Origin of the sequence: Flavobacterium stagni (assembly GCF_004122105.1) — a bacterium.
GTDB classification, from domain to species: Bacteria; Bacteroidota; Bacteroidia; order Flavobacteriales; family Flavobacteriaceae; genus Flavobacterium; species Flavobacterium stagni.
In genome coordinates, this window is sequence record NZ_SBKN01000010.1 from 56,231 (window position 1) to 78,917 (window position 22,687).

Annotated in this window: 21 protein-coding genes and 1 other RNA gene; 9 read left to right on the forward strand and 13 right to left on the reverse strand. The window is 39.4% G+C overall.

Going from position 1 to position 22,687, the window contains the following annotated elements:
* The first annotated feature begins 9 nt into the window (after positions 1-9).
* A complete protein-coding gene (locus EQG61_RS13300; RefSeq protein ID WP_129462442.1) occupies positions 10-432 on the forward strand; it encodes a DNA primase in 423 nt (140 codons plus the stop codon).
* A 112-nt stretch (positions 433-544) separates the two neighbouring features.
* Here EQG61_RS13300 and EQG61_RS13305 read toward each other — a convergent pair whose 3' ends face one another.
* The 9 genes from EQG61_RS13305 to EQG61_RS13340 all read right to left on the reverse strand — a co-directional run bounded on the left by EQG61_RS13305 (position 545) and on the right by EQG61_RS13340 (position 11,370).
* Positions 545-1,063, reverse strand: coding sequence for a DinB family protein (locus EQG61_RS13305; protein WP_129462443.1), 519 nt, complete (start codon positions 1,061-1,063; stop codon positions 545-547).
* Between the two features lie 31 nt (positions 1,064-1,094).
* Positions 1,095-2,207 (reverse strand): homoserine dehydrogenase family protein, encoded by a 1,113-nt coding sequence (locus EQG61_RS13870; RefSeq protein WP_206733892.1) that lies wholly within the window; start codon positions 2,205-2,207, stop codon positions 1,095-1,097.
* Positions 2,194-3,192, reverse strand: coding sequence for an alpha/beta fold hydrolase (locus EQG61_RS13875; RefSeq protein WP_206733893.1), 999 nt, complete (start codon positions 3,190-3,192; stop codon positions 2,194-2,196). The genes EQG61_RS13870 and EQG61_RS13875 overlap by 14 nt, the downstream gene beginning before the upstream one ends.
* Before the next feature lie 255 nt (positions 3,193-3,447).
* Complete coding sequence (locus EQG61_RS13315; RefSeq protein WP_129462444.1) at positions 3,448-4,740, reverse strand: O-acetylhomoserine aminocarboxypropyltransferase/cysteine synthase family protein; 1,293 nt, start codon at positions 4,738-4,740, stop codon at positions 3,448-3,450.
* Between the two features lie 582 nt (positions 4,741-5,322).
* On the reverse strand, positions 5,323-7,884 hold the full coding sequence (locus EQG61_RS13320; protein WP_129462462.1) for a phosphoenolpyruvate carboxylase: 2,562 nt from the start codon (positions 7,882-7,884) through the stop codon (positions 5,323-5,325).
* Positions 7,885-7,961: 77 nt separating this feature from the next.
* Positions 7,962-8,441 carry an Lrp/AsnC family transcriptional regulator gene (locus tag EQG61_RS13325; protein ID WP_073362417.1) on the reverse strand — a complete coding sequence of 160 codons (480 nt, stop codon included), beginning with the start codon at positions 8,439-8,441 and terminating at the stop codon, positions 7,962-7,964.
* Positions 8,442-8,517: 76 nt separating this feature from the next.
* Positions 8,518-9,663 carry a M14 family metallopeptidase gene (locus tag EQG61_RS13330; RefSeq protein WP_129462445.1) on the reverse strand — a complete coding sequence of 382 codons (1,146 nt, stop codon included), beginning with the start codon at positions 9,661-9,663 and terminating at the stop codon, positions 8,518-8,520.
* Between the two features lie 91 nt (positions 9,664-9,754).
* Positions 9,755-10,756: a hypothetical protein gene (locus tag EQG61_RS13335; RefSeq protein WP_129462446.1), complete on the reverse strand. Its 1,002-nt coding sequence runs from the start codon at positions 10,754-10,756 to the stop codon at positions 9,755-9,757.
* Positions 10,757-10,815: 59 nt separating this feature from the next.
* On the reverse strand, positions 10,816-11,370 hold the full coding sequence (locus EQG61_RS13340; RefSeq protein WP_129462447.1) for a 1-acyl-sn-glycerol-3-phosphate acyltransferase: 555 nt from the start codon (positions 11,368-11,370) through the stop codon (positions 10,816-10,818).
* A gap of 51 nt (positions 11,371-11,421) precedes the next feature.
* On the opposite strand from EQG61_RS13340, the gene EQG61_RS13345 reads away from it, so the two are divergent.
* On the forward strand, positions 11,422-12,084 hold the full coding sequence (locus tag EQG61_RS13345) for a spermidine synthase (protein WP_129462448.1): 663 nt from the start codon (positions 11,422-11,424) through the stop codon (positions 12,082-12,084).
* Entirely contained in the window at positions 12,084-12,788 is a 705-nt protein-coding gene (locus tag EQG61_RS13350) for a potassium channel family protein (protein ID WP_129462449.1), read from the forward strand. The genes EQG61_RS13345 and EQG61_RS13350 overlap by 1 nt, the downstream gene beginning before the upstream one ends.
* 9 nt (positions 12,789-12,797) lie before the next feature.
* Here EQG61_RS13350 and kdsB read toward each other — a convergent pair whose 3' ends face one another.
* A complete protein-coding gene (gene kdsB, locus EQG61_RS13355) occupies positions 12,798-13,535 on the reverse strand; it encodes a 3-deoxy-manno-octulosonate cytidylyltransferase (RefSeq protein WP_129462450.1) in 738 nt (245 codons plus the stop codon).
* 358 nt (positions 13,536-13,893) lie between these two features.
* Here kdsB and EQG61_RS13360 point away from each other — a divergent pair, with 358 nt between their 5' ends.
* The gene (locus tag EQG61_RS13360; RefSeq protein WP_129462451.1) at positions 13,894-14,316 is read left to right on the forward strand and encodes a Spy/CpxP family protein refolding chaperone; all 423 of its coding nucleotides are present in this window, start codon (positions 13,894-13,896) and stop codon (positions 14,314-14,316) included.
* A 350-nt stretch (positions 14,317-14,666) separates the two neighbouring features.
* On the opposite strand, the gene EQG61_RS13365 is transcribed toward EQG61_RS13360, so the two are convergent.
* The gene (locus EQG61_RS13365; RefSeq protein ID WP_129462452.1) at positions 14,667-16,082 is read right to left on the reverse strand and encodes an ATP-dependent DNA helicase; all 1,416 of its coding nucleotides are present in this window, start codon (positions 16,080-16,082) and stop codon (positions 14,667-14,669) included.
* A 97-nt stretch (positions 16,083-16,179) separates the two neighbouring features.
* Here EQG61_RS13365 and EQG61_RS13370 point away from each other — a divergent pair, with 97 nt between their 5' ends.
* On the forward strand, positions 16,180-16,983 hold the full coding sequence (locus tag EQG61_RS13370) for a DUF3822 family protein (protein WP_129462453.1): 804 nt from the start codon (positions 16,180-16,182) through the stop codon (positions 16,981-16,983).
* Entirely contained in the window at positions 16,980-17,540 is a 561-nt protein-coding gene (gene rsmD, locus EQG61_RS13375; protein ID WP_129462454.1) for a 16S rRNA (guanine(966)-N(2))-methyltransferase RsmD, read from the forward strand. Before EQG61_RS13370 ends, rsmD begins: the two co-directional genes overlap by 4 nt.
* On the opposite strand, the gene rnpB is transcribed toward rsmD, so the two are convergent.
* Positions 17,538-17,860, reverse strand: an RNA gene (rnpB, locus tag EQG61_RS13380) — RNase P RNA component class A. The genes rsmD and rnpB overlap by 3 nt on opposite strands.
* A 124-nt stretch (positions 17,861-17,984) precedes the next feature.
* On the opposite strand from rnpB, the gene EQG61_RS13385 reads away from it, so the two are divergent.
* The 3 genes from EQG61_RS13385 to EQG61_RS13395 all read left to right on the forward strand — a co-directional run bounded on the left by EQG61_RS13385 (position 17,985) and on the right by EQG61_RS13395 (position 21,689).
* A complete protein-coding gene (locus EQG61_RS13385) occupies positions 17,985-19,808 on the forward strand; it encodes a carboxylesterase family protein (protein ID WP_129462455.1) in 1,824 nt (607 codons plus the stop codon).
* 103 nt (positions 19,809-19,911) lie between these two features.
* Positions 19,912-20,994, forward strand: coding sequence for a DNA polymerase III subunit gamma/tau (dnaX, locus tag EQG61_RS13390; protein WP_129462456.1), 1,083 nt, complete (start codon positions 19,912-19,914; stop codon positions 20,992-20,994).
* A complete protein-coding gene (locus EQG61_RS13395) occupies positions 20,949-21,689 on the forward strand; it encodes a DNA polymerase III subunit gamma/tau (protein WP_235829070.1) in 741 nt (246 codons plus the stop codon). The genes dnaX and EQG61_RS13395 overlap by 46 nt, the downstream gene beginning before the upstream one ends.
* Here the strand turns inward: EQG61_RS13395 and EQG61_RS13400 are convergent.
* Entirely contained in the window at positions 21,686-22,687 is a 1,002-nt protein-coding gene (locus EQG61_RS13400) for a proline iminopeptidase-family hydrolase (protein WP_129462457.1), read from the reverse strand. The two genes, EQG61_RS13395 and EQG61_RS13400, sit on opposite strands and share 4 nt — an antisense overlap.

Here is a 22,687-nt window from a genome sequence, read left to right on the forward strand (position 1 = left end):
CTACCTGTTATGAGACGAGTTATTGTTGATTACGCCAAACTAACCAGCGATATTTTGAATTTGTTGGTTGAAAAATTCCCCGATGGTTATGATGATTCCGATATCATCCGATTCCGTAATGCCCAAAACGAATTGGTTGAAGCCGTTGAAGTTCGAACCGAAGACACTATTTATTTAGTGAAAGTAAGTACCAAATTAGCAACTCGTATGGAGAAATTCGAGGACGAAGAAGATGATTTGGATACAGAAATCGAACCAATTGCACCTGTAAAGGGTATGGATATCGATGATGACGATATGCCCAGCGAAGACGAAGATGAAGATGTTGATTTATTGAAAGACAAAGGCGGATCTGATGATGAGGAAGACGATGACGACGACGATGACTTCGAACCTTCTGAAAGTTATGATGACGACGATGAAGACGAGTAATTCAAATGATGAATTATAAATTTTAAATTATAAATGAAATCCCGAGTGCATATTACTCGGGATTTTTTATTGCAAAACATTTAAAATTTAAAATAACACCATTTATAATATACTACAGGTAGCGTTGTTGAAACACTTTGTGGTGGTGGTTTTGATGACCGATAATGATAAATCCTAAAGCTCTAACTGAGATAGGATGATTGGATGCGCTACCTATACGTTCGAAATATTCAGGCTTAAACGATTTGAATAGGTATATCGTGGCATGGCGTAAAGTAGAGAACTCGGTCAACAAATCTTGAATACTTCGTTCATTTCCATTGGACTGATCCACATAATCATTCTCATCAAAACCGGGTAAAGGCGTTTGATCGTTGCGAGCAATGCGCATGGCGCGATAGGCAAATACGCGTTCAGCATCGATGATATGTTGGATGATTTCCTTAATCGTCCATTTTCCTTCCGCATAGCGGTAATCAAATTTATCCATCGGAATTTCTCGTACAAAATGAATAAACCGATGTAAGGAAATTTCCAATTCTTCAATCAAAGAATACTGTGGATCTACTTGTGCCAAATAGGGTGCATAAAAATCTCCGTACTCTCCCGTTTGTATTTGTTCTATACGCATTGTTTGCTATTTTATCCAAAGATAATAAACTTTAGGCAACCCAATCTTGTAACAATTGTTCTTTATAGACTAAGGTATCGGCTATTTGAATAATATCGGACAAAACGCCTCGTGCGGTTACCGCCTTCCCTGCTCCTGCCCCTTGAATAATGATGGGCTGCTTACCGTACGATTCGGTATAGATTTCGATCAAATTATCAGCGCCTTTCAACTGACCCAAGGGAGAATTGCGAGGAACCGAAATTAATTGCACTTCCAAAGTATCTGTACTGCGATTCCAATTCCCCACATAGCGCAAAACATGATTATCCGCTTGGGTGATTTTGGCAATTTGAAAAGGTTTATTAAACAAGCGCTGCTGATTGCGGTACTCTTTCAAAGTCAAATTAGTAGCCAATTCTGGAATTAACAGCGATTCGATTTTCACGGAAGAAAATTCGGCTTTCGAACCCAATTCTCGGGCTAAAATCAACAATTTACGCGCTACATCATTTCCAGACAAATCTTCACGGGAGTCGGGTTCTGTATAGCCAAACTGTTCCGCTTCTTTTAATAAAGTGGCAAACGGAACGTCTTCCTCTCCAAATCGATTGAACAAATAACTTAGCGTACCTGAGAACACCCCTCGTATTTGTGTGATTTCCTCACCTGCATCAAATAAATTCTTGATGGTGTTTATTACGGGCAATCCAGCCCCTACATTGGTCTCGTATAGAAACTTACGATCAAATCGTTTCAAATTGGATCGCAATTCTTTATAAAAATCATAGTGCAAAGTATTCGCTTTTTTATTGGCAGCGACAATGTGAAAACCCGCTTGAATCAACGGAATATAATTTTTGATAATGTCTTCACTCGCTGTAGCATCGACCGCTATCAGGTTGTCCAATTCCAAGTCTTGTACGTATTCGATGATGTCTTCAATTCGAAAAGGAATAGCTGATTGAGCAAAATTGGCTTCCCATTGATTTTTCACACCTTCCTTTTCAAAAAATGCCAAGGTAGAATTGGTAATTATGGGAAAGCGGAGTTCGATATTTTTTTGTTGTAAAAAGAAATCTTGTGCTTGGAGTACTTGGTTGATCAAAGTACTCCCAACATTTCCAATTCCAAAGAGAACTATATTTATTCTAAGTGTGGGCATAATTCAGTTGTTTTTGGGTGCAAAACACCGGTTTTAAAAAAGCAATTAATTGTTCAAATTCGATTAAAAAGGCATCATGCCCGTGAATGGACTGTATTTCATGGTAATATATATTTTCATGTATACTCGCCAATTGCATGACCGCCTTTCGGTTTTCTTGAGCGGTAAAAAACAAATCTGAATCGACGGCAACCACATGAATTGTGGCTTCTATACCAGTTACCACTTCTTCGAGAGCACCTCGAAAACGCGTGATATCATGGGTTTTCAGCAAATGATTCATGAGTTTATAGGCCGATAATCGAAAACGGTCGCGTAATTTGTGGCCGTGGTAGGTTAACCAATTTTCCACAGCAAATTCGCCACTGGGTATTTGTTGCCGATTGAATCGCGCGTTAATGGATTGCGGTGTACGGTACAAAAGCATGGCATGTTGCCGCGCATCACTGATGGGTTGCAAGGAATTCGTTAAGATTTGTTCCTGCACTTGCACATTTGCCAATACCCAATCGGTGGCTTTCCAGTCGGTCGCTATCGGAATCAAATATTGAATCGCCTTCGGTTGCAAAACAGCCATCTCCCAAGCAATAGCGCCACCTAGACTTCCTCCAATAACGGCATACACTTCCTGAACCTTGAGTTCGTGCAATCCTTGCCAAAATATACGAGCGATATCTCGAACGGTGAAATCTTGGTAATTGGAAATCAGGTTACCTAAAATACCGTCGTAGCCGTTACCTGGAATATTAAATGCAATGACGGTGTAGTATTCCAAATCGATTACTTTTCCCGATCCAATGAGTTCGTTCCACCACCCTTTTTCCCCGGTTACGGTAGAGTTGCCGGTGAGTGCATGATTGACTACGACAACGGGCGCCGAACCGAGGGACTGACCAAAGGTTTCGAAGTACAAGGGCAAAAAAGGAGTGGTTTTTCCGTTTTCCAAGAGGAATTGGTAAAGTTCTATTTTGGCTAATTTTTTCATTTTTTCTTGTGTTGTTAAAGCAGTTTTTGTTGTTGAATCGCTTTTCATAGAAGCACTTTATCCCTAGCCTCGACCTTCCAAAGGCAGGCAGGTAGAGCCGATATCCACGTAGCGCTAGCGAAGTGACCGACCTAACGGTTGGCAGGTAAAGGCGAGAACGGGACCTACCTACGGCAGGCAAGAATAGCTCCTTAAAAAACTGTGGAAACCTCCCCGAATGTGGCGCATCCGGGGGTTTCCCATGCAAACTAAAACCTAGACTGATTTTTCAACGGGCAAAGCCGCGAAAACGGTAGCCAAATCCGCTTTTAAATCGTCGATAGCCTCAAGGCCTACTGAGAGACGAATGAGGTCAGGAGTTACTCCCGTGCTTTCTTGCTGCTCGGGTGTTAATTGTTGGTGCGTGGTGCTTGCGGGATGAATAATCAACGATTTGGTATCGCCGATATTCGCTAGCAAGGAGAATAATTGGGAATCGTTGGCCACTTTTTTCGCGGCTTCGAATCCGCCCTTGAGTCCGAACGTCACTATACCACTCTGCCCTTGGGGCAAATATTTTTGGGCCAAATCATAATATTTCGAGGTTTTCAACCCGGGATAGTTGACCCAAGCTACGGCTTCTTGCTCGCTCAACCACTCGGCCAAAGCCAAGGCATTCTGACTGTGTTTGAGGATACGGACTTCCAAGGTTTCGAGTCCTTGCAGGGTTTGGAACGCGTTAAACGGACTCAAGGCAGCACCAAAATCGCGCAATCCTTCGATACGTACTTTGGCAATAAAAGCAGCGGCTCCAAGGACTTCATAGTATTTTAATCCGTGGTAACCGGCTGCGGGTTCGGTGAACTCGGGGAATTTTCCATTGCTCCAATCAAACGTTCCGGCATCGATAATCACTCCGCCTAGAGACGTTCCGTTTCCGGTGATGTATTTGGTGAGGGAATGAATTACAATGTTAGCGCCGTATTGAATGGGGTTAAGTAAATAGGGAGAAGCAACGGTGTTGTCTACAATGAACGGTACTTTGTAAGCTTGGGCTTGTTGGGCAATGGCTTCAAGGTCGAGGACGTCCAATTTGGGATTACCGAGACTTTCGGCGAAGAATACACGGGTGTTTTCTTGGGCGGCTTTCGTAAAATTAGTCGGTTCAGAGGGATCGACAAATGTGGTAGTAATCCCCAAACGAGGCAAGGTCACGTTAAGCAAATTGTAGGTTCCTCCGTATAGGCTGTTGGAAGCCACAATATGGTCGCCAGCTTTTAGCAATACTAACAAGGCTGTGGCCAATGCAGCAGTTCCTGAGGCGGTTACTACAGCACCGATTCCACCCTCGAGTTGGGCCAAGCGTTGTTCCAACACATCGTTGGTGGGATTGTTGAGTCGGGTATAAATGTACCCTGCTTCACTCAAGCTAAACAGATTGGCTGCATGTTCGGCATTGTTAAACACGTAGGAAGTGGTTTGGTAGATCGGCACAGCGCGTGTTCCTGAAGTTTGTTGAACATCATGTCCGGCATGAAGGGCTTTGGTGGCAAATTTTGTTGTACTCATTTTTATGAAATTTAGAAGTTAGATATTTAAATTTTAGAATTTAGATTTTAGATTTTAGTCTTATGACTTTTTGACTTACGCCTTATTTGACTTACGACTCAAAAAAAAGGTCCTTTTGATTTGTAACCAAAAGGACCTGAACACTATATAGGAATAACATAAGAATCACCTTTGGCAACAAAGCATAGCACAACAACACATCATCATGTGCATCATCCAGCGGTGGTTGTTATGTTTTGCAGTGGTTGACATTATTTTTGTTTCAGGTTTAAGGTTTCAAGTTTAAGGTTAGGGTTAGTGCATAAAAAAAGCCCCTGCTTTGGCAGAGGCTTGATATATACTTGAGCTTTGTAATTTCTTTTTCAAATTATACCATATACGTCCTCTGCGGGGAAGATTCCCACATCATACAACACATATGGCGCATTACGTTTTTCATTTTTTTAATCGAATGGATTTGTTATTTTTCGACACTGCAAACTTCAAAAGGATTTTTGGATTACACAAGCCTTTTTTAAAACTTTAACAAAAATTAATTTTTATCTATTTGATTTTAAGGCTATTAACAAATATATTTTTTTATTAAGCAGAGTTCCGACTGGCATTGGTATTCCCGAAAAGGGAGCGAATGACTAACTTTTCATAGGTTTCGAGTAACGTCGAATCAGCTTTCCCTTGACGAATTTCATTGATTTTCATTAGGGCGTATTGTTGGATGGTGAGCAAGGGTAAAACAATGTCTTCTCGCATTTTAATCGATGCTTTTCCATCGGGGTAATTTTCCATGAGTTCGGTATGTCCTGCAATCTTCAAAAGCATGTTTTTTGTCAGTGTAAACTCATCGAAAATGATTTGCCAGAAGGTACCAAATTCAGGATCATTTTCCATATATTGAGTTAAAGGGAAAAATGACTTTGCCAACGACATCATGCTGTTTTCTAATAGTGTACGGAAAAACAAAGAGTTTTTATACAATGCCTGTACTTCAGTCCATCGACCGGCATTTTCAAACGCATATAACGCGGTTCCCACGCCAAAAAATCCGGGTACATTTTGTTTCATCTGACTCCATGAACCAACAAATGGAATGGCGCGTAAATCGGCGAAATCCAATTGTTCAGCGGCCTTTCTTTTAGAAGGTCGACTTCCAATATTGGTCTTCGCATAATAATTCAAGGTACTGCGCTGCTCAAGATAAGGAATGAACTTGGGATGCTGTTTAAAAGCGGTATATTTTTCAAATCCGATAACCGCCAATTCATCTATAATAGCTTTATCTTCAGAGGTTAAGTCGCTTTCTTTTTTGGCAAACAAAACATTGGTTACACCGGCACTCAACAAATTTTCAAGATTAAATCGACACGATTCGGGTGTCCCGAAATTCGAACTGATGGTTTGCCCCTGAACGGTCAATTGGATTTCTTTGTGTTCAATTCCTGAACCCAATGATGCATAGAATTTATGCGTTTTTCCTCCGCCACGAGCAGGTGGTCCGCCCCTACCGTCAAAGAAAATGACTTCAATACTGTATTTGCGCGACATGGCTGTGATGGCTTCTTTGGCTTTAAAAATGGACCAGTTGGCCATCAAATAACCTCCATCTTTGGTACCATCCGAAAAACCAAGCATTACGGTTTGTTTGTTTTGGCGACGTGCCAAGTGAGTACTGTATTCGGGATGGGTGTACAATTGTTCCATAATTTGTGCAGCGTGTTGCAAATCTTCCACCGATTCAAAAAGTGGCACAATATCCACTGTAGGTTGGTGCCATCCTGTCCAAAGGAATAACGCCAAGGTTTCAAGCACATTGAGCGCCGATTCATTATTACTAATAATATAGCGATTGGCCCCTAATTCACCGTTTTGCTGTTGGATCTTTTTCATCACCTCTATAGAAGCAATAGTTTGAGCTACAATTTCGACAGCAAAGTCAGAAGCCTGAACCGTTCCTTCAATTGTATTTAATAATTCGCGCCGTTTAGATTCATCCCAAGTCAAGTATTCTTCTTGGTTTAAATGGCCAACAACGGCCGAAACGACTAGATTATGAATTTTACTGTTTTGACGAATATCTAACGAAGCGAAATGGAACCCAAAGGTTTGTACTTTATGAATTAATTGTGTCACTTCGTCCAGATACAACGATTGGTGTTTTGATTCTAAGAGGCATTTTACTTGATTCAATTGTTCCAATAATTCGATTTGTGAAATGTACAATTCGCCACGGGAATAAAACACAGAACGGTACAATTGACGTTCTAATTCGGCGATGATTACATCCACTTCAGTAAAGGTCAACTTGCGTTTGAGTTTTCGAATATCTGAATAATAACATTTCAAAATGGAGGTGCGTAAGCGTTGTGCAACTTGAAGCGAAATCTCCGGGGTTACAAACGGATTACCGTCGCGATCCCCTCCTGGCCAAAAACCCAACTGAATCAATGGGTTGTCAAGTTGAGCATCAATGGCGTTGTTTTTATGCAGGTAATGCAGCATTTCACCAATGGTAGTATAAAATACATTCTCCAGATACCAAATCAAACTTACGGCTTCATCAAACGGAGTGGGTTTATCTTTTTTAATGAATCGTGTTTTACCCAATTGCGCCAATAACAACTCTATTTGATGCAAATCATTTTGACGAATGGCCTCGGTTAAATCGGTGATGATTCCTAAAACAGCTCCAGGATAAAATTGTGTGGGATGTGCGGTAAGGACGGTTCTAACTTTAAATTCTTGCAAAAAAGAGCGCCATTGATTTTGCAATTCGGCGGTATCACATCGTTCTTTGATTTCGCGCAATGAACCTTTCCCTTCTAAATTATTAACCGTTGAAAAAGCGGCATCTTCGATGGCATCAAAGAGTACAATTTGACGCTCCACGTATTGGATGAAACGAAACAACAAATTGAGTTTTTCTATTTCATCAGTGGGATTTCCATACTTTTCAATGAATAAATTGACAATTTCGACAGGAGAAAGTTTTTGTTGAAACCCTTTAACACATAACTCATGAAAAAGCGGCAACAGCACTCCCGTATTGTCGATTGCATCAAAGGGCAAGGTGATAAACACACTGTTATACAAATGGTATTTTGCGGCAACTTGTTGCTGAAAACGTTCAATTTTGGGAAGTGTATACATGGCTTTGTGTTGATTAGGTATAAAAAAACCCCAAGCAGCACTTGAGGTTTTCATAAAATCAAATAACGATTTGTATCTTAAATATCTTTGAAGATAGTATGCATCAAACGTTTTTTGTCGTTGATACTTTCTTCCAAAGAAATCATGGTTTCTGTTCGGTAAACGCCTTCGATATCATCAATCATAAAGATTACATCTTTGGCATGTTTTGTATCACGGGCACGAATTTTACAGAAAATATTAAATTTTCCAGTAGTCACGTGAGCTACCGTTACAAAGGGAATTTCATTGATACGCTCCAAAACGAATTTGGTTTGTGACGTATTATTCAAAAATACACCAACATACGCGATGAATGAATACCCTAATTTCTCATAATCCAAAGTAAGCGAAGAACCCATAATGATTCCTGCATCTTCCATTTTCTTTACACGAACGTGAACCGTTCCCGCAGAAATCAACAATTTTTTTGCGATATCTGTAAAAGGAACACGGGTATTGTCAATTAACATGTCAAGGATTTGGTGATCGACTTCATCTAAACGAAACTTACTCATAACTACGAATTTATGTTGTTTATTTATTATGCTTGCAAATTAATGTATTTTATTTAAAAAAAAAGTATTATTAATGTTATATTTTAACTCCATTAACAAATTTTATGTTTTTTTCTAAATAAAAATCCGCTTTTTCATCAATATTCGGAATATCATTTTTACCATCTGAGTACCTCATTTTGTGGGCATTGTAAGAAAAATGACCTATTTTTCCTTCTAACGCTCCCACTTCACAGATGTAGGCATTAAATTCGATATTCCCGTTGATTAATTCTTCACGGTATTGTGCAGCAAAATTCGTAATTATTTCTTTACCGTCATAATTTATTTTAATGTTTTTATAAATAAAATCATAAAAAACGGCATTATTTTGAGGAATTTGTAAATATAGCTCGTTTTTGTTGTCAACTATATCGTTTTCGTAAATATACTTCAAACCCGAAATGAGTGCAATAAAAATCATTTTGCGGGTATATTCTCGATAATAATCATTCGGATAATGACCCGCTTCAAATAAAATTGTCGGAACCCCTAAATTAATAAAACGATCGCCAATACAATTGAGGTTAAATCCATCATCAAAACGACCTACTTGATTGGGGATATGCTTTTGCAATTCTTCATTCATCGCCACAATGACGTTCATGGCTTTGGTGCGAACCTCATTGATCGCTCGTTCTTCATTATAAGCTGGCGCTAAAAAGGAAACTGTGGCGGGATTGCCTGTATTTCCGGCTCCAAAAATGGTCCGTTGATCATGTAAATTATAAGCCAAATTAGGTTGAAACTCATCAAATGCACCACGCAAAAACCGACTTTCGGGTTGGCTTAAATCGACCGAGTCCCGATTCAAATCTACTTGATTGGCATTAACACGCGTATAAGCTTCTGCCCCATCGGGATTGACCATAGGAAGAATTCGAAACTTGAAACGTTGCTGCAACGCCTCAGCCAATGGGTCATCGGATTGTAAAAAGGCAATGAAATCGAACAACGCTTTTGTAGTTGTCCCTTCATTCCCGTGCATCTGGGACCAAAGTAAGACCTTGAACTTGCCATTTCCTATATCGAATTGGTATAAGGGTCGGTTTTGAACAGAATAACCTTTACTTTCGGGATGAATCGAAAGCGATTGCAAGACACTTTCTATTTGTGATAAGGTAATATAGCGACCAAAGAGTTGGTTTTGTTTGTAATTTTTATGGCATTCAAAATAATCCATCGAGCACTCTATTTCTACAAATATACTAAAAAAGCCCCCAAGTCTGCGCACTTGGAGGCTTTCCACCTTAGTCTAACAAATTAAAACAGATTTATTTTCGGTGCAAGTGAACACTGCTGATTCCGGCTTCTGCACGTGCAGCTGCAGGTGCAGCATCTCCTGTTGTTGTTGGCAAGTTAAAGGTTAGCAATCGACCGCCCATGTTTAAACGTTCTGCTACATATATTTTATCATTTCCTTCGTCATAGGCAACATCAACGGGATTCCCCATAGTTGACATCGGTCCGTAGATTCGCACTTGATTGGACAAAGCAATTGTACCTCCATTGGAAGTCATACCTAATACTGAACTGAAATTATTGATTACGATTAGTCCACCATCAGAATCGGATGAAGCAGCACCAACATCGGTCAATACCATACGGTCATCCATTTTAGAGAATGCAATTCCGTGTGTGCGCACTAAACCTTGAATGGTAACTCGTTTTGTAGGAGTAATAGCGCCATTTGGTTTTCCAAAGAAGTTTTCAAACACGACTAAATCACCTGTTAAGTCAGCAATAGCATACAATGTTGTTCCATCAATTGCAATCCCCCAAGTTTTGAAATTAACTGTATAATTATTCAATAATGTTAAGCTATTTCCTGTACGTTGATAAACTAACAACTTATTGGTGTTTGCATTGGCTGCGTTTTGATCTTGAGTAACCACTACTTTGTCACCCACTACAGCTACTTCACGCGGATTATTAAATTCTGAACCCGAGGCAAGTGCCAAGTTAAGTGCCGCTGCATTGGTAGCTACCGCATTTTTGATACCATTGTAAACCTCTAATTTATTAAAAGACCGTGACGCTAACAAAATTTCATCGCGCTCACTGTCATAAAAAACGCCATCGGTGTCTAATGAACCTATTGTAAACGATTTTACTGTAGGTGAAGATTCCATTAAATCGGTGTAGGATACTTTACCAGAAGTGTTGCTCGAAGTAACTAATCGAAGTTCAGGATTGGATGGTGTAGTTGAATTGTCATCGTTACTACAAGAGAATAATGCCGGGATAAAGGCTAAGAGTACTAATTTCTTTTTCATAATAAAGTGTGTTAATTAATTTTGACACCTTTATGTACGAAAGAACTTGTAGTTTGGTTTTACAATTGTGGAAATTGTCGTTCAGGAAAGCGGCCTTTCACTCCTTTATAAAAAGATAAAAACACGGGAAGGTCAGTATCCAATTGGCCTGACGGGTAAAAAGGAGCACCAATTCGCACTTCTTTTTTTTCATAATCAAAGGCTACAGGAATAATCGGAACATGAGCTTTATGCGCAATAAAATAAAATCCGGTACGCAATTCCTCCACATATTTTCGGGTACCTTCTGGAGCAATTCCTAATCGGAAAACTTCGCGAGAATTAAAAATATCGACGATGGCATCGACTAAATTTTTACCCCCGCTTCGATCCAAAGGTGCGCCACCGATTGCGCGAAAATAATAACCGAAAGGAAAAACAAACAATTCTTTTTTGCCTACAAAATTCATTTGTTGATTCGAAATTCCTCTGACAAATAACCCTATAAAAAAATCGAAGTTACAGGTATGTGGCAGTACAGCAATCACACATTTCTTTACATTGGGATCAAATGAACCCGTGAGTTTCCACCCCATGATTTTGTAAAAAATAAATTCGTAAAGCCGTTTTTTCATCCCGTAAATTTTGCGTAAATTTAGAACATTAACCTGTAATCACCTAACTCCATGTTAGCCAAATACCTTAGCTATCTTATTCCAATTAATGTCGTCAAAAAAAAGTCGACGGTTAGTAAAACGTTAGAAGTCACTTGGAATAATGGGCAGCTGGTTTTGGATAGCAAAAACACCAATTATTCTTTTGGGAGTTTGCAACGTATTTTGCGCAAGGGCTTAAAATACATCGGATTTGAACGTATCCGAAATTTCAATTCAATTCTAGTTTTGGGTGTTGCTGGTGGCAGTGTGATTGAAACCCTAGTGGAAGAAATACAATTTAAAGGACGAATTACCGGAGTTGAAATTGATGCTGACATATTACAAATTGCCAAAGACTACTTCAAAATTGATCGTTTTGCCAATTTGGAATTGATTGCAGACGATGCTTTCGAATTTATCCTCAAAACAAAAGAACACTACGATTTGATTATCATTGATATTTTTCAAGATACCCAAATGCCCAATTTCTTATTTCAGGATTTTTTTATCCAACGAATCAATGCGTTGCTGAATACGGAGGGTTTTATTTTGTTCAATACGATGGTACTCACGGACAAAGATCGGGCACGCAATTTGGATTACCGCAAAAAATTCAATGCGGATTTTTCATTGCGCATGTACCCGAAAGTGGAGGAACATAACGAATTGTTCACCATTAAAAAATTGCACTAATGGTATTTTTAAAAAAATTACTCGTGGGTAAGTTTACCTATAAAAACAGACCCCGTTTCAACCCTATCCAACGGCGCATTTTAAATATCCGCGCTATTTGGAATAATGACCATCAATACGATAATGGGATTGAAAAGATTGTACGCTTATTCCTTTCTTCGACACAATTGCTTTTCCCAGGGGTTTATATCAAATACCTCGCATGCAAAATCGGACCCGAATACCAAGACCTTTCCATGGACACTTATATCTTATTGAAAATGGCATTCCCTTGGTTTATTCTAATCCATAACTTACAAGATCAATCCTGGATTGTACTCCTAATGTTGTATATGCTTTTGGAAACGGTATTGTATATCCCAACTCTTATTTTTGCATCAGACCTTTTTATGCAACCCAGATCCTACAAACGATCGATGCTATTGCTGTTTTTTAATTACCTCGAAATTGTTGTTTCCTTTGCCGTTTTGTATACTTTGGGCCATCATATGAACAAACCGTTTACCCATTGGTTTGACCCCATATACTTTAGTGTGGTTAGTGCCAACTCTATCGGATTTGGAGATTATCACCCCATTACTACTTATGGCAAAATTTTGGTAAGTATTCAAGCGATGTTCTTTTTATCTTTTGTGTTGTTGTTTCTGAATTTCTTCTCCACCAAAGTAAAAAGCAAAGGCTATTTTGATAACGAGGCTGAATAACTGCAAATATCAATACTTCTGATTCCAGAGTTTTCGCGCTTTTTCAAGATCTTCAGGCGTATCAATCCCAATGCCTACATGGGTGGTTTCCACCATGCGAATGCGTTTGCCATATTCCAAATAACGGAGTTGTTCCAATTTTTCGGAAGCTTCTAAAGGTTTCATGGGCCATTGTGCAAAATCCAACAAGGCTTGTTTTCGGAAAGCATAAATTCCGACATGTTTCATATACCGCACGCCTGCTTGCGTATCGCGGGGATACGGAATTACGGAACGGGAGAAATATAGTGCAAATCCTTTTTGGTCAGTAACCACTTTCACATTGTTGGGATTAGCGATTTCTGCTTCCTCCGTAATTTCAAACATTAGAGAAGCCAAATCAATTTCATAGTTGACATCTTGGCGGTATACTTCCAATACTTGGGCTAATGGTTCCTTGACAATAAAAGGTTCGTCACCTTGCACATTGACCACTATATCGGCCTCCAAATGGGCCACCGCTTCTGCAATTCGATCACTCCCACTTTCATGTTCGCGCTGACTGCGAATTACCTTTCCCCCATGTGCTTGTATGGCATTTTCAATTTCATCGGCATCGGTCACTACAAAAACATCATCAAAGAGTTGGGTTTGAAGTGCCGCTTCATAGGTGCGAACAATAACGGGCTTTCCACACAAATCCTGAACTAATTTGGCGGGAAAACGCGTGGAAGCAAATCGAGCGGGAATCACAGCAATGACTTTCATAGTGGTATATTTTGGGTTAAAGATACAGATTTCGCAAAAGTAATAACGAATTTCAAAACGGGTTCCCTCGTAAATAGATGCTGATTTCATTGCACGTGTGTCCGAAGTGTGTCCGTGATGAGACCGTGGTGAGTCCGTGATGAGTCCGTGAAAATGATAATTTTCTCGGACTCACTACGGAAACATTACGCAATGATGTCGAACGCATCCCTAAGAAATCTGCTCACTCCACGCTTCCTCTCTTTAAGACTATTTTAGGAATAACCTCCCTTCTACCGCTTAAAAAATTAGGTTAACCGATTAAACTTTTATATCCAAATGTTTTCTAATAGTTTTAGTATCTAAAATTTAATGTCGTATGAAAAAAGTAATTTGTTTTGTATTGTTACTCTTGGGGGTATCGCTTACCGCTCAAGAACGACCTGCGGGTCCACCACCTAATGACGGTCCTCCTCATGAAAATGAAAATCCGGAAAAGCATTTGGAACGAATGAAAAAGGATTTAAAATTAAGTGATCAACAAGTGACCCAACTTCGGGAGCATTTTAAAAAACGAAAAGCGGAACGCGAAGCTTTCAAACCGAAAGATGGAGAACGTCCCCAACCGTCAGAACGAAAAGCACATCACGAAGCGCGAATAAAAGCGGATGAAGAGGCGATGAAAAAAATCTTAACTCCTGAACAATTGAAACAATGGAAGAAGCATCGTGAAGAGGGAATGAAAAAGAAACAAGAGAAGAAAGCGAAGAAAAAAGAAAAGAAAAAAGAAACAAAAGAGTAAACTAGAATTTGGTCAATCGTGTGAGCGCCTTCGGGCGCTTTTTTTTTGTTTCAAGTTTCAAGTTTCAGGTTTCAGGTTACTTTCTAAGAACTAATAATTTCAAGTCTTCAAATTGATACATTGTAAATGTTTAGTTCAGAAGGATTTTTATTTTTTTTTATTAACCACGAAGTCACTAAGATTTGATGACCATTCCATGGTATTTTAAGGTCACAAAGTCGCTGCGCTTGGATAAGTTCAGGTTGCAATTATATAGGTTTAAAAGTGGAAAGGGTTTAAAAAGTGTAGCAAGTAACATGATTAAACACGAAATTTTCTTGCTTCTTGCTTCTTGCTTCTTTTCTCTAAACCTATCCTTCAAAAAACTCCTCTTTAAACCCAATCAAGTACAGTTTATCTTTGGCACGGGTCATGGCGGTATAGAGCCAGCGCACATAATCCGCATCCATTCCTTCGGGTAAATAGGGTTGTTCGACAAAAACCGTATTCCATTGTCCGCCTTGCGATTTGTGGCAGGTGATGGCATACGAGAACTTCACTTGGAGTGCATTGAAATATTCATTTTGTTTCAACTTCTCCATTTTTTTATACTTCGAAGGTTCGTCTTCATAATCTAACAGCACTTCTTCATACAAACGATTGGATTGCTCATAGGTTAAAGCCGGCGATTCGCTTTTTATAGTATCCAAGAGCAAAACGGTTTCAAAAGGTATCTGATCGGGATAATCCACCATCCGAATTTTGACACGGGCAAAGTGAAATCCGTATAATTCTTTAAAACCAAATAGCTCCAAGACTTCGATAATATCGCCATTCGCAATAAAACCAGCAGCATCGGTTTCTTTCAACCAAAAATAATTATTCTTGACCACCATTAAAAAGTCACCCACCGACAATTCACTTTCCTTAAAAAGGATACGAGACCGAATTTGTTCATTGTACTGGTTGGCCCGTTTGTTAGAGCGCACAATAAAAGCGGTATCTTCTATGGAATAATTACTGTAGGCACTATTGATAGCATCTTGAATATCATAGCCATCCACCAAACGGATGATATCTTTAAATCCCCTGAGTTGAAATTGGAATTCTTCAAAAAAGGCTTCCTGTAGCATTTCGCGCAATTGCGTTGCATTATAAAGTATCCCCGACTTTTCCTCTTGCCGCATGACTTCATCGAGTTCGATACTGTCAATCTTTTTATCATAATGCAATGCTAAAGTATCGGTATTCAACGCTGGAGAATCCGTTCGATTCACAGGAGGTAACTGAGCCGTATCTCCTAATAATATAAGCTTGCAATTCTGACTGTTGTACACGTAAAAAATAAGGTCATCCAACAAAGAACCGTTTTGATACATGCCCGACCCGCCATCTTGATCGGAAATCATGGAAGCCTCATCGACAATGAATATGGTGTTTTTGTGTTTGTTCTGTTGGATGGTAAACGAGACGCCGCCAGCTGACTTCTTGGGAAAATAAATTTTCTTATGAATCGTAAATGCGGGTTTTTGGGAATAATTGGCAATAACTTTCGCGGCTCGCCCGGTGGGTGCCAATAAGACTGATTTATAGTTAATGTCAGCTAAGCAATTGACAAGCGTTGAAATGACCGTTGTCTTCCCTGTTCCCGCATAACCTTTCAAGACGAAAATACTGTCGTCACTCGGGTCTGTGATGTATTGAGCAATTTTTTGAAAAAAGACTTCCTGTTTCAACGTAGGCTGAAACGGAAAAGAATGGTACAAGTGCTGATAAAAATTTTTCATGCCCTACAAAGATAGTCGAGTCGGGGCAAATTTGGGGCAACCCATGAAAGGCTTATATTAACAATATTTCGTAAGTTTGTCCACTCCTATATATATAATGAGTAGCATCATCGACAAAACATACAAACGACTTTCCATTCAGGTTTCCCTGAGCGGATTATCTTTTGCTGTTTTTGATGTAATTACCGATCATATTATTGCCTTACAATCGATACCCTTTTCAGCCTTTCAACGCAGTTCGAAAATAGAAGATTTGTTTGCCGTGGTTTTTCATGAATATCCTGAATTGCGAAATTCGTATGACGAAATCAAAATTATTCACAGTAATAATTTGTGTACGTTTGTCCCCACTGCCCTATTTGATTCCGAGTTCATTGGAAGTTATTTGCAATACAACACCAAGGTTTTTGAAACGGATTATTTTACCTACGATAGTTTGCCCAACTATGAAATGGAGAATGTGTATATCCCGTATGTGAACATGAATAATTTTTTCATTGACCAATACGGTTCGTTTGATTACCAGCATGCCCATACCTTATTGGTCCAAAAATTATTGGATTATTCGAAAAACAATGACCAACGAACGATGTATGTTCATGTAAGCAGTGGTCATTTCGAAATTGTGGTGATTGAAAATCGGAAGTTGCAATTGTACAATTCGTTTGAGTTCAAAACCCCAGAGGACTTTATCTATTATATTTTATTTACAGCGGAACAATTGCATCTGAATCCGGAGTCGTTTCCATTAGTGCTTTTGGGAGCTGTTGAAGAAGAAGATGACTTGTATCAAATGGCGTATAAATATGTTCGCGATGTATCGTTGCTGTCAATGAAATTTATGGTGAATGGAAGAACAGAGGCAGAAAACCGTCAACACTTTATACTAGTACACGCGTGAGAATTATTTCAGGAAAATACAAAGGTCGACGCTTGGTCGCACCCAAAAACTTACCGGTTCGTCCCACAACGGACATGAGTAAGGAATCGTTATTCAATATTTTAAACAACCATTTTCACTTTTCTGATTTGAAAGTACTCGATTTATTTTCGGGAACGGGCAACATCAGTTATGAATTTGGTTCGCGCGGATGTCCCGAAATCATCAGTGTGGATGCCGATTTTGGCTGTGTGAATTACATCAAAAAGACGGCGAACGAATTGGATTTAAACATTACGGCAATCAAAAGTGATGTCTTCAAATTCTTAGAACGCCATCGCGGTTCGTACGATGTCATTTTTGCTGACCCACCGTATGATATGGCCGAAAAGGATTTTCATCGTTTGGTCGAATTGATTTTCGAACAAGATTTACTGGATGAACAAGGCGTTTTGGTGGTCGAACATTCCAAAAACACGAAAATGGAGCAACTTGAGTTTTTCTCCTATGACCGAAATTATGGCGCTTCGGTTTTTACCTTTTTTGAATATCCTTCCGAAGAAGAGGAAGAAGAATAAAAAAGCAGACCTGTAAGCCGGATTCTGTATCTCATCTTTTAGGATAAGACCCTTATCATTTATCTGGTCGTATTATTACTAATACGATCTATCTGCCTACCCCCCGACAACGAACGAGTAGCCCTTAACTGTCGGTATACATGGCATTGCACCGCATAGAGTTTACCTGATTTCACTACAGCCGAACTGTACATCCTTTCTGTTGCACTAGTCCTCTTCCGATTTCTCGAAAGGACGGGCGTTACCCGCTATGCTACTCTTTGGTGTCCGGACTTTCCTCCATCTCGACGAATCGAAACAGCGATAAGGCGGTCTGCACTGCAAAGATACATTTATATCTTTGGAAAAGTCCCTTTTATTATAGAGAACTCTGAATTAAAAAAATTACGATTACCTTTAAACCTTACAACTCCAATTGTATCTAAATCCTAAAAAAGGTAGCCCATGAAATCACTATTACTTTCCCTATTCTTTTCAATTGCTTGTGTTAACGCACAAAATGTCTCAACACAATTTGGACCGATTCAAGGTACACAAAATGGAACTGTATATCAGTTTTTAGGGATTCCATTTGCAAAACCTCCAATCGGAAATCTTAGATGGAAAGCCCCTCAAAATCCCGATGCCTGGGCAACACCTTTAATCACAAACTCTTTTGCCCCAGTTTGTCCCCAAAAAAAATATGATCAAGGGGGAACAACTTCTTCAATTGTAGGTAATGAAGATTGTTTATATCTAAATGTTTGGACACCGCAGCTAAGTGTAGGCAATTTACCTGTATTAGTTTACATTCATGGAGGCGGAAATCAGCAAGGAGGTGCGAGTGAAGAAGGTGGTGGCACTCCTCTATTTTTTGGCAAAAATATGGCTGAACGCGGTAATGCTGTTGTAGTGACAATTCAGTACCGATTAGGTCCATTAGGTTTTCTTGCGCATCCGGGACTCGAAACAGAGAATTCACAAAATATTTCTGGTAATTATGCGGTTATGGACCAACTTTTGGCATTACAATGGGTGCAAAACAATATCGCTCAATTTGGTGGTGATCCAACTAAAGTAATGGTTTTTGGAGAAAGTGCGGGTGGTGTAAATGTGGGCAATCTACTCACTTCACCCTTAGCTAGTGGGTTATTCCAAAGGGCTTGTATTCAAAGTGCTGCACCGGTTGTAAAACCCTATTCCGTTGGAATTACAAATGGCATCGATTACGTTAATGCTTTTACTACTTCAGGAACGGATACGGATAAAATAACTTTTATGCGAGCACTTTCACCGGAAACATTAGTAGCCAATGAAAATCCTCCATTATCGGGAGGTGCAGTAGGGATGAATTGGACCGCTGTTATAGATAATTATTGTTTTACTCAAACTGCTTATTCCGCATTTAACTCAGGTAATTTTAATAAAGTTCCCTTGCTTATGGGTTCAAACTCAGAGGAAATGAGTTTATCAGCACCGCAAACCGTTACTCCAACCATGACGTCGGCATTGAAATTAAGTATTTTTCCACTTTCACTAATGCCACAAGCCAATGCACTTTATCCATCTGGAAGCACCAATGAGGAAGCACGAAATTCCTACATTAACCTCCTTACTGATTCACAATTCACCGCAACAACACGTAGAACCGTACAATGCGTGAGTCGAAATCAAACACAACCGGTTTGGCGTTATTTTTTCACCTACAAACATTCCCTTCCATCACTTGCCACTTTGGGCAGTTATCATGGAATGGAATTGTTATATGTCTTTAATAACTTTGAAAATTCGACTATTGGTTCAGGAAGTCTATTTCAACCTTCGGATGCTAATGTTCAAAATGCACTTTTACATTATTGGGTAAACTTTGCCAATACCGGTGATCCCAATGGGAATGGCCTGCCCAACTGGTCACAATATAATGCTACAAACGACAACTATATGGAATTAAAATCTATTCCTGACGGCTCCCAAAATGGTGTACGAACAGCCCAATCTGACTTATTCGATACTGCTTCAAACTATACTCCTTGTTCTAGTTCGTTAAACACTGACATTCCAGTATCCGAACGTTTCATGGTCTATCCCAACCCATCCAATGGTGTTTTTACCATTGCAATTCCCGAACAAGATAGGATAGAAAATGTAACCGTTTACACTTTTTTAGGTCAAAAAATATTGGAATCCCACGAGGAAACTATTGATTTGTCAGGACATACATCAGGTATTTATTGGCTTCATTTAGTCACAAAGGAGACTACCACTCTAGTACGAATTATTAAAAAGTAATTTTTATAAAAAACCTATTCTGTGAATAAGTTTTTAGGATTTCGAGAAGCTTCATTAGCCATTAAAACACAAAAAAACTATATTTGTATTCCAATTGAAAACTATGGAACAATTTATTGTATCAGCCCGTAAATACCGTCCGCAAACGTTTAAAGACGTAGTGGGTCAGCAGGCTATTACCAATACGTTGTTGAATGCCATAGAAACCAATCACTTGGCACAAGCCCTCCTATTTACGGGTCCGAGAGGTGTGGGTAAAACTACTTGTGCACGTATTTTGGCGCGTAAAATCAACCAACCGGGTTATGATGACCCAAATGAAGATTTTGCCTTCAATGTTTTTGAATTGGATGCTGCCTCCAACAACTCAGTGGATGACATTCGGAATTTGATTGATCAAGTCCGCATCCCTCCCCAAACCGGACAATATAAAGTGTATATCATCGACGAGGTGCACATGTTGTCTACGGCTGCTTTTAATGCATTTTTGAAAACTTTAGAGGAACCGCCGAAGCACGCTATTTTTATTTTAGCGACTACTGAAAAACACAAAATCATCCCGACTATTTTATCGCGTTGTCAAATTTTTGACTTCAAACGCATTACGGTGAAGGACGCGAAAGAACATTTGGCGGAAGTCGCCCAAAGTCAGGGAATCCAATATGAGGACGATGCCTTACACATCATTGCGCAAAAAGCTGATGGTGCGATGCGGGATGCCTTATCTATTTTTGACCGTGTGGTATCGTATTGCGGAAACAATCTTACCCGTCAAGCAGTAACCGAGAATCTCAATGTATTGGATTTTGAAACCTACGTTATGGTGACGGATTTGATTTTGGAAAACAACATACCGCAAATATTGGTGGCTTATAATTCGATTTTATCCAAAGGTTTTGACGGCCATCATTTTATTATTGGAATGGCTTCGCATTTCCGTGATTTAATGGTTTGTAAAAATCCGGCGACTCTAACCTTACTCGAAGCGGGTGAACATGCCCAAAAACTCTATGGTGAACAAGCACAAAAGTGTTCGCTTGACTTTTTATTGAAAGCTATTGAGTTGGCCAATGATTGTGATTTAAAATACAAAACTTCACAAAATCAGCGGTTATTGGTCGAATTGACATTGATGCAATTGTGCTCCATCACTTTCGATGGAGAAAAAAAAAAGTTGATTTCATAATTCCGCCCACCTACTTTAGAAATTCCAATTATTCCATCACGGAACTCAAACAACCGGAAATTACTGCACCCACTCCACAGAAAACGGAGGAAGTAGTAGTAAAAACTGAAAGTGCAACTCCAGCAACGGTTCAACCCACACAAACGCCAACTGCAGTTTCTCCAACAACACCTGTTCCACCGCCAACAGTGGCAAAACCCTTAACGACACAATTGCCAGGCAATGACGGCAGTGGAAAAGTTTCAGCCTTATCACTATCCAGTATTCGGGCAAAAAAAGAATTGCAAGAACAACAACGTAATGTAGTGCGAGAAGAAGCTAAAGCATTACCGACCGAGAAATTTACCGAAACGGAAATGTTGGAGCAATGGTACAAATATGCTGATCGTTTAAATGACAAAGGCCACAAAATCATGGAGGCCTTATTGCGCATAAACGACCCTCAATTAGAAGGAACTCGTATTATTCATACGCTTCCGAATGAAGGTTCGAAGTTGGATTTTGAAAAAGAAAAACCGGAATTGGTTGCTTTTTTACGCGCCAAATTGCACAACCACGAAATCAGTTTGGATATTGAAGTGAATGAAGAAGTGAAAAGTAAAGTAGCCTTTACTCCTCAAGACAAATTCAACCGTTTGAATGAAATCAACCCCAACTTGGAGTTGTTACGAAAGCTATTTGATTTGGATGTTTAACGATCCGACGTTAAAAATTTTATCAATCCGTTCATGTAAGTTTCCTGGTCATCGTACATCGCCATATGACTTCCTTTTGCACAATATAAATACGAACCTTTTGGGAATTGTTGGGCCATCCATTCCATAAACTTGGGATCCATGGTATCGTATTTTGCACCAATGACTAAAGTTGGGATCGCAATATTTTTCAATTTATTGGAAACATCCCAATGGGTTAATTTCCCTGAAATTCCCAATTCACTTGGTCCTTGCATAGTAATATATAAGGAAGAATTCAGTCGGCTGAACGCTCGATTTACGGGTTCGGGCCATTGGTTTACGGGAAGTCGAAGAATGTGTTGGTTGTAATAATTAGCCATCAACAATTCCATATATTTTGGATTCGTGTAGTCTTTCTTGGCTTCCAATTCGCGAATTTGTACAAGTACCATTGGGTCCAATTGTTTTTCTAAGACTTTAGAATATTCCCCATATTTTGGGCAACTTGCCATCATATTGGAAACAATTAACCCTTTCAAATTTTCCTGATATTTCAAGGCATATTGCATAGCGAGTATCCCTCCCCAAGAGTGACCCAACAGATAAAAATTTTCTTTGGTTAGGTTTAGCGCTTTTCGCACTTGTTCCACTTCTTCCACATAGCGCGGCAAATCCCAAAAGGTAGTATCGTTGGGATTATCTGAAAAACCAGTTCCTAATTGATCGTAATAAATGTACTCAATTTCGGCGCCTGGCAGAAAACTGTCCATGCATTCAAAATACTCGTGCGACATACCTGGACCACCATTCAAAAGCAACAATTTGATCTTCGGATTATTTCCAATTCGTTTGGTCCAGACGTTGAATTTTCCTTTGGGCGTTGTAATTTCGACCATCTTTACCCCACCATTCTTGATACCTTTTGTGGCATCTTGGTGATAATGCAAGGATGATTCTGTCTTTTGACAACCAACAAAAACAAGAGCAATAAGAACTAATCCAACTAACTTTTTCAT

Excerpts from the sequence above, each read along its gene's own strand:
- EQG61_RS13870 (WP_206733892.1), bottom strand. The coding sequence starts at position 2,207 with ATGCCCACACTTAGAATAAATATAGTTCTCTTTGGAATTGGAAATGTT.
- EQG61_RS13325 (WP_073362417.1), bottom strand. The coding sequence starts at position 8,441 with ATGAGTAAGTTTCGTTTAGATGAAGTCGATCACCAAATCCTTGACATG.
- EQG61_RS13875 (WP_206733893.1), bottom strand. The coding sequence starts at position 3,192 with ATGAAAAAATTAGCCAAAATAGAACTTTACCAATTCCTCTTGGAAAAC.
- EQG61_RS13345 (WP_129462448.1), top strand. The coding sequence starts at position 11,422 with ATGTTAGCCAAATACCTTAGCTATCTTATTCCAATTAATGTCGTCAAA.
- EQG61_RS13335 (WP_129462446.1), bottom strand. The coding sequence starts at position 10,756 with ATGAAAAAGAAATTAGTACTCTTAGCCTTTATCCCGGCATTATTCTCT.
- EQG61_RS13385 (WP_129462455.1), top strand. The coding sequence starts at position 17,985 with ATGAAATCACTATTACTTTCCCTATTCTTTTCAATTGCTTGTGTTAAC.
- EQG61_RS13400 (WP_129462457.1), bottom strand. The coding sequence starts at position 22,687 with ATGAAAAAGTTAGTTGGATTAGTTCTTATTGCTCTTGTTTTTGTTGGT.
- EQG61_RS13360 (WP_129462451.1), top strand. The coding sequence starts at position 13,894 with ATGAAAAAAGTAATTTGTTTTGTATTGTTACTCTTGGGGGTATCGCTT.
- EQG61_RS13305 (WP_129462443.1), bottom strand. The coding sequence starts at position 1,063 with ATGCGTATAGAACAAATACAAACGGGAGAGTACGGAGATTTTTATGCA.
- EQG61_RS13330 (WP_129462445.1), bottom strand. The coding sequence starts at position 9,663 with ATGGATTATTTTGAATGCCATAAAAATTACAAACAAAACCAACTCTTT.
- dnaX (WP_129462456.1), top strand. The coding sequence starts at position 19,912 with ATGGAACAATTTATTGTATCAGCCCGTAAATACCGTCCGCAAACGTTT.
- kdsB (WP_129462450.1), bottom strand. The coding sequence starts at position 13,535 with ATGAAAGTCATTGCTGTGATTCCCGCTCGATTTGCTTCCACGCGTTTT.
- EQG61_RS13370 (WP_129462453.1), top strand. The coding sequence starts at position 16,180 with ATGAGTAGCATCATCGACAAAACATACAAACGACTTTCCATTCAGGTT.
- EQG61_RS13350 (WP_129462449.1), top strand. The coding sequence starts at position 12,084 with ATGGTATTTTTAAAAAAATTACTCGTGGGTAAGTTTACCTATAAAAAC.
- EQG61_RS13340 (WP_129462447.1), bottom strand. The coding sequence starts at position 11,370 with ATGAAAAAACGGCTTTACGAATTTATTTTTTACAAAATCATGGGGTGG.
- EQG61_RS13320 (WP_129462462.1), bottom strand. The coding sequence starts at position 7,884 with ATGTATACACTTCCCAAAATTGAACGTTTTCAGCAACAAGTTGCCGCA.
- EQG61_RS13315 (WP_129462444.1), bottom strand. The coding sequence starts at position 4,740 with ATGAGTACAACAAAATTTGCCACCAAAGCCCTTCATGCCGGACATGAT.
- EQG61_RS13365 (WP_129462452.1), bottom strand. The coding sequence starts at position 16,082 with ATGAAAAATTTTTATCAGCACTTGTACCATTCTTTTCCGTTTCAGCCT.
- EQG61_RS13300 (WP_129462442.1), top strand. The coding sequence starts at position 10 with ATGAGACGAGTTATTGTTGATTACGCCAAACTAACCAGCGATATTTTG.